General features: G+C 53.5%; 4 protein-coding genes and 1 pseudogene. 3 read left to right on the top strand and 2 right to left on the bottom strand.

Annotation, left to right across the window (positions count from 1 at the left end; genetic code table 11):
• Positions 1 to 154: 154 nt before the first annotated feature.
• Positions 155 to 1,462 (top strand): tyrosine-type recombinase/integrase, encoded by a 1,308-nt coding sequence (locus RCJ00_RS20595; RefSeq protein ID WP_316224282.1) that lies wholly within the window; start codon positions 155 to 157, stop codon positions 1,460 to 1,462.
• 320 nt (positions 1,463 to 1,782) lie between these two features.
• Here the strand turns inward: RCJ00_RS20595 and RCJ00_RS20590 are convergent, their stop codons facing one another.
• The gene (locus RCJ00_RS20590) at positions 1,783 to 2,544 is read right to left on the bottom strand and encodes a hypothetical protein (protein ID WP_316224281.1); all 762 of its coding nucleotides are present in this window, start codon (positions 2,542 to 2,544) and stop codon (positions 1,783 to 1,785) included.
• 21 nt (positions 2,545 to 2,565) lie between these two features.
• On the bottom strand, positions 2,566 to 2,763 hold the full coding sequence (locus RCJ00_RS20585) for an RHS repeat domain-containing protein (protein WP_316224280.1): 198 nt from the start codon (positions 2,761 to 2,763) through the stop codon (positions 2,566 to 2,568).
• 241 nt (positions 2,764 to 3,004) lie between these two features.
• Here RCJ00_RS20585 and RCJ00_RS20580 point away from each other — a divergent pair, with 241 nt between their 5' ends.
• Positions 3,005 to 5,209: an RHS repeat domain-containing protein gene (locus RCJ00_RS20580; RefSeq protein ID WP_316224279.1), complete on the top strand. Its 2,205-nt coding sequence runs from the start codon at positions 3,005 to 3,007 to the stop codon at positions 5,207 to 5,209.
• A 14-nt stretch (positions 5,210 to 5,223) separates the two neighbouring features.
• Positions 5,224 to 5,982: pseudogene (locus RCJ00_RS20575) on the top strand (RHS repeat domain-containing protein); the annotation flags it as partial.

Raw genomic sequence — 5,982 nt, 5'->3', positions numbered from 1 at the left:
AAATTAAAGCGAATACAATACATTAAGAGCCTCCTTCGGGAGGCTTTTTGCGTTTTAAGCCTGAAATTGCCTAACACCAACCTAGCACAAAATTTGACTCGAAAGCTGCATTATGAATTAATGCCCCTATAGCGATAGTTATGGGTTCACGATCATGGCTAGTCACGAGATCCTGGGCGGTAAGGTTCAGCTTTACCGTCGCACCAATAAGACCTGGCACTGTTCTGCCAGTGTCGGCGGCGTGCAGCATCGTGCCAGCACCAAAGAAGAAGACCTGGAGCTGGCCAAGGTCGCCGCCGAGGACTGGTATCTCGACTTGCGCGGCAAGGCGCGCTTCGGCCTGATCAAGAAGAAGGAGATCACCTTCGACAAGGTCGCCGATCAGTTCGAGCTGGAATACGAGACGATCACCGAGGGTCTGAGGAGCCCGCGCTGGGTCGAGGGGCACAAGCATCGCCTGCGCCTGCACCTGCGCCCGTTCTTCGGCGCCATGGGCATCTCAGAGATCACGGCGGGCGTCGTACAGGCCTATCGTGTACATCGGGCCGGGCAGGCGGGGCGCAAGCCCCCGAAACCGAAAACGGACCCGTTGAACCCGGATGAGCCGATCGTCATGCCGAAGGCCAAACCGCCGTCGCGTTCGACCATCCACGATGAGATTGTCACTTTACGCCAGGTGTTGAAGACCGCGCAGCGGCATGGCTGGCTGACGCATTTGCCGGACCTGTCTCCGCCCTACGGCACGCGTGGCAAGATCAGCCACCGGCCATGGTTCTCACCGGCGGAATACAAGCAACTCTACACCGCCACCCGCGACTATGCCAAATCCATCCACGGCCGGCACCGCTGGAATGCCGAGCAGTTGCACGACTTCGTTCTGTTTATCGGGAACACGGGATTACGGCCGGACGAGGCCAAGAACCTCCAGCATCGAGATATCGCCATCGTCAAGGACGCCGACACTGGTCAGCGCATCCTTGAGATCGAGGTGCGGGGCAAGATCGGCGTTGGTTACTGCAAGTCGATGCCCGGCGCGGTCGTTGTCTATGAGCGGCTCTTGGCCAGGGCGAAGCCAGCACCAAAGGTCAAGCTCACCGCCAGGCAGAGGCGGGCAGGGGGGATTGTGATAGCTGAGCCCGACTATCCCCAGCCGAAAGACCCGGTCTTCCCCGGCAATCATATAAAGCTGTTCAACAATCTGCTGGAGCGCCAGGGCTTGAAGGAAGACCGCGACGGGCAGTTGCGGACCGCCTATTCCTTGCGTCACACCTATATCTGTCTGCGTCTCATGGAGGGCGCGGACATCTATCAGATCACCAAGAACTGTCGCACCTCCGTCGAGATGATCGAGAAATACTACGCTGCTCACATCAAAAATACGCTCGACACTTCTGCAATCAATCGACGCCGGCCACGGCGCAAGGGTGAGGTGCAGGCGCCAGACCTGCACACCGATGAGTGAAGCGCGATCAAGAGACGGCACCGGTGCCGCGCTGAACCTGCCAGACCGGTACCGGTCTGGGTTTGCCAAGGCGAACGCCGACAAGGCAACAGGCCGAACGGACCCATTTTTTGGCTCAACATCGTCGGGCAGAATCTAATTTTGTTTCCATTATCTTCTGCCAGACGATGTTTCTAAAATTGCTTATGTCATGACATCTGTAATTGAGTGGGGGCGATTACGCGGGTTATGGCTGGAATAGCTACACGGTCGCGAGATTTTAAGTTTGATACCCGCTCACTGGCTATGCAGTAGATATGGTTTTTATATGCTGTTTCTTTTTAGCGTTTGGGGAAAACGATCGCCACGTCCTGCCGCCCCTGGGCCATGGGATAGACGCCACATTCCGCCAAAGCGGCAATGGCCTTGGCTTCCGATTGCAGGGTCTGCGGTGTAATGGCGACGGCCGGATCGCGTTCGATCTCTGGCGGAATAGCCAGGCCGCCAGCGGGTGAAAAGCTGACCTTCAGCGTGGCGCCCAGGGTGTCACGATCGGCGATGCGGTTCCAGCATGGCGCGATGGCAGCCCACAGAGCATCTTCTTCCGTACCGTTCTGTCCATGAGCACCGGCGCTTTGTGGTGCTGAGGTTACCTGAGCCTGAGATGCGGTTGGGCTGTCTGTTGTTTCGGCTGCGGTTTTGGCGTCGGGCTGGCTAGTCAGACCGTCCGTCGCCGTTGTTTCAGATGAGGCGGTTGCGTCGGCGGGTTGGGCATCGCTATCGACTTCAGGGGCAACCGGTACAGGTTCCGTGACGGTCGAGGCCGCAGGCGTTAGTGACGCCAGGTCCACAGCCTGAACCAGATCGACCATGGCCAGGCCCGCGCCGTTCAAATGGCCTTCGCCCGTCGTGCCGATGGCGAGCCATCCCCGCGCCGGAGTGAGCAGTAAGAGAAACAACAAAAAACCGTGCAAGAGAAGCGACGCCGTCACCGCTCCGGCCAAGCGTGCGCGGGGCGAAGACCGGTCAAGCCATCGCGTCAGCCGTGCCTGGATAAACGACCGTCGCCATGTGCCGACACTCAGAGCCACCTCACCTGTCACCGGATGCCCGCCTGATGCGCTTTACGGTCCAGGTGTTTTGACAACCTGGGTGCGATTACCGGCCGCATCATATTGATAGGTGATTTTCGTGCCATCGGGATAATTGACCTCGATGACACGTCCCAGGGCGTCGTACTTATATGTGGTGTCACCGGCCAATGCGGGACTACCTACAAGCACCGATGCGAGCGCAAGCCAAAGTAATTTGGACGTTTTCATTATAGTTTACCCCCGAAATACAACTTAGATACTGCTTTTCGTCTCTAATCTGCAAGGACGGAAATATGAATTTTTTACGGTGCCCACAGCGGACTGCGAGTTGACGCCATTCATTTAGAGATACAGAGGGACTGAAATTGAAGATGCAACTAGCTCGTAGCTAAACTGTCAAAAAAGGTATGCACAACCTCAGTATGTATAGATGAATTGGTGGCGGGCTTGACCGGGGGAGGATATTTTGGTGAGACTGAGACTTAAAACAGGGTGCGGAGTTCCCCGTCAAAGAACTGCTTTTCAGCTTCAAGCATCTAAGCTCAGGTCGCGTAAGCGGACATTTGCCGACATTTTTTTGATTGGTGGTGCTATCTTTTTCCTAGTCCCTGCCGGCAATGCATGCGCGCAGAGTGCCTATATTACACCCGAGGTTATGTCCCTTGACGTAAACGGCGTAGATTTAGGCTCAGGCATTCCGTTCAAGGAGTTTACCTATCTCTCCATCGGATCGCCTAGGGTTGGAGGATTGCAGTGGTCGTTTTTCGGCGAGCAAACTGCCTATTCCGCTCCCGATGTTGACTCAAATATTGGAAAAGTCATAGCTGAAGAAATTTATGTGGACCGCTTAAATCAGGCATCTGCAAAAATCAGAAAGTACACTGTATCCATAGGTTCATTCACCGATATCTTCTATAAGGACTGTACAAATTACACCTGCAGTGCCACTAACCAGGGTCCAATTGAGACTGAAACGCTACAAAGCGGGTTAAAGACACATGCAACCTTGTCTACATCGCCATCGACTTATACTTATACTTCGAGGGAAGGAGTCGAGTATACGTTCGATATTGGTGACTGGTACACTAATGGCCGTTTGAGAACGATAAAATGGCCCAACGGAATCATGTCTTCATTCTTCTACGATTTTTTGAAGCCCGTCTCTGGAACCTACTATCCCTGCACACCGGGAAATGGGTGTTCGTATCGGCTTAGAGCTGTTTCAACCAACACCGGATATGAATTGAAATATGAATACGATTCCGACCCAACCATATTCAATAAGCTAATTAAAGTTTATGCCGCCAACACTTTATCCAATTCTTGTAATCCGACAACGTTCGATTGTTCCTCATATGACAACTATATATCGGCTTCGAATTTTAGTCTGACAGCGATAAATGGCGTCGCATATTCGGGAACCAAGATAACTGATTCCTTGGGAAACTATAGCCTGTTTGGGTCTGGAGACGTGTCGTTGTCTTTTGATGAGCATTATATTTATGGGCTGAAGTTCTACCAAAATCAGACCGGCGCGCAGTTCGCGGCCGTTTATTCTGGCTCTGAAAAATTCGGCACGAGAAAAACGGTTGTAACAACGCAGTTGGGTACATGGACGTATAATTTGGCGAAGCCAAACAGTGCGGGGACCAGGACTAGTACAGCGACGAGCCCCGACAATGTTGTTTATCTTTCGTCAGAAATTCTCCAATCTGGTGAGGCGAGAACAGCCGTAGACGCGCTTTCACGTTCAACCTTATACGGTTGGGGTGCGAGCTCCAAGCCAGGAACAGAGTTTCTTCCCGGTGCATCTAAAATATATGAAAGAGTAATAACCGGCAGAACACTTCCTGAAGGAAACATGGTTCAGTATTGGTATGACAGTCGTGGAAATATAATCCGTGCTGACTATACGCCCAAATCGGGCTCAGGATTGGCCACGACCTCAATTTATGCGTCTTTCGATACGAATTGTGTGAATGTCAAAATTTGCAACAAACCGATCTGGACCAAAGATGCCAATGGCAATCAAACAGATTACACCTACGATTCGGCTCATGGCGGAATCTTAACAATAACACTACCGACCGATCAGAATGGTTTGAGAAAGCGGACATACAATACCTATACATCATTCGATACCGGCAATGGCATTGTGTACCGCCTGATACGTTCGGAAACCTGTGGGCTATCGGCGGGGCAACTAACCTATACCGCTTGCCCAGCAACAACGACGACTTTAGTGACGACCACCGATTACGGCAGTTCGACAACAGCGCCTTACACCTACAAATCATTTCTGCCTTATCAGGTCACGCAGACCGATGGCGCGGGCTCCTTGACTGCAACGACGACCTATGGCTACGACGCCATTGGTAATGTGACGTCGATTGATGGTCCCCTTGCCGGGAGCGACGACAAAGTATTCAAAACCTATGATGCCAACCGCCGGGTGATCTGTGAGATCGGCGCCGATCCCGACGGTAGTGGCCCGCTCATCCGAGAAATGGTACGTCATACCTATGATGGCGCTGGTCAGGAAATAAAGACCGAGCAAGGAAGCGGGACCAGCACGACAAATTGTCTATCGACGAACATGGCTGTCTCGTCCTTCACACGGATGACGTATGATGCGGCCGGTCGCTTGGCCAAAACCGAAGTGGTGCAGCCATGACGAGGGGGTGGGGGATGAAAAGATCGTCACTTTTGTTAGGCGCGGTGGCTGTAGGTCTTGGCTTTGGCTCGCTGGCGGTAGCCCAGGCCGAAACCGTGATCAGCGTCACACAGGTAAGCTATAACTACAAAAACCAGCCGGTCTGCACAGCTCAGCGCATGAACCCGGCCGTTTATAGCTCCCTGCCAAGTGATGCCTGTACGCTTGGCACGGCGGGGACGGATGGTCCGGACCGGATCACCAAAAACACCTATGACGTGGCGGGCCAGGTAACTCAAGTCGATCAGGCCTATGGAACGTCAGTCCAGAGGGCCTATGCTCGCTATACCTATACCAACAATGGTCTGAAACAGACCGAACGCGATGCCAATGGCAACACCACGACCTATGAATATGATGGCTTCGATAGGCTGAACAAACTGCGCTATCCCGTCGCAACGGTCAACTCGACGTCATCGAGCACGACCGACTACGAGACCTATGGCTATGACGCCGCTAACAACCGCACCTCATGGCGCCGTCGCGATGGCAACACCATCCTCTATACCTACGACAGCCTGAACCGTGAGATCGTCAAGGATATGCCTGGCGGCACAGCAGACGACCTCTATACCGGCTACGATGGTCTGGGCCATATCGTCTATAAACGGTTCGTCTCGTCGGGCGGGTCGGGCGTCAGCTATGCCTATGACGGCTTGGGGCGTGTTAGCTCGACTACGGATATGAATGGTCGGACGCTATCACTTGGATATCTCTCCAACTCCGCGCGGCAG

This window comes from Asticcacaulis aquihabitans (assembly GCF_032490435.1).
Classification (GTDB): domain Bacteria; phylum Pseudomonadota; class Alphaproteobacteria; order Caulobacterales; family Caulobacteraceae; genus Asticcacaulis.
Note: the sequence above shows the minus strand (reverse complement) of the source record. Positions and strands in the feature narration are given on the sequence as shown.

What these genes read in the sequence shown, in the direction of transcription:
- RCJ00_RS20595 (WP_316224282.1), top strand. Translation starts at nt 155, where the DNA reads ATGGCTAGTCACGAGATCCTGGGCGGTAAGGTTCAGCTTTACCGTCGC.
- RCJ00_RS20585 (WP_316224280.1), bottom strand. Translation starts at nt 2,763, where the DNA reads ATGAAAACGTCCAAATTACTTTGGCTTGCGCTCGCATCGGTGCTTGTA.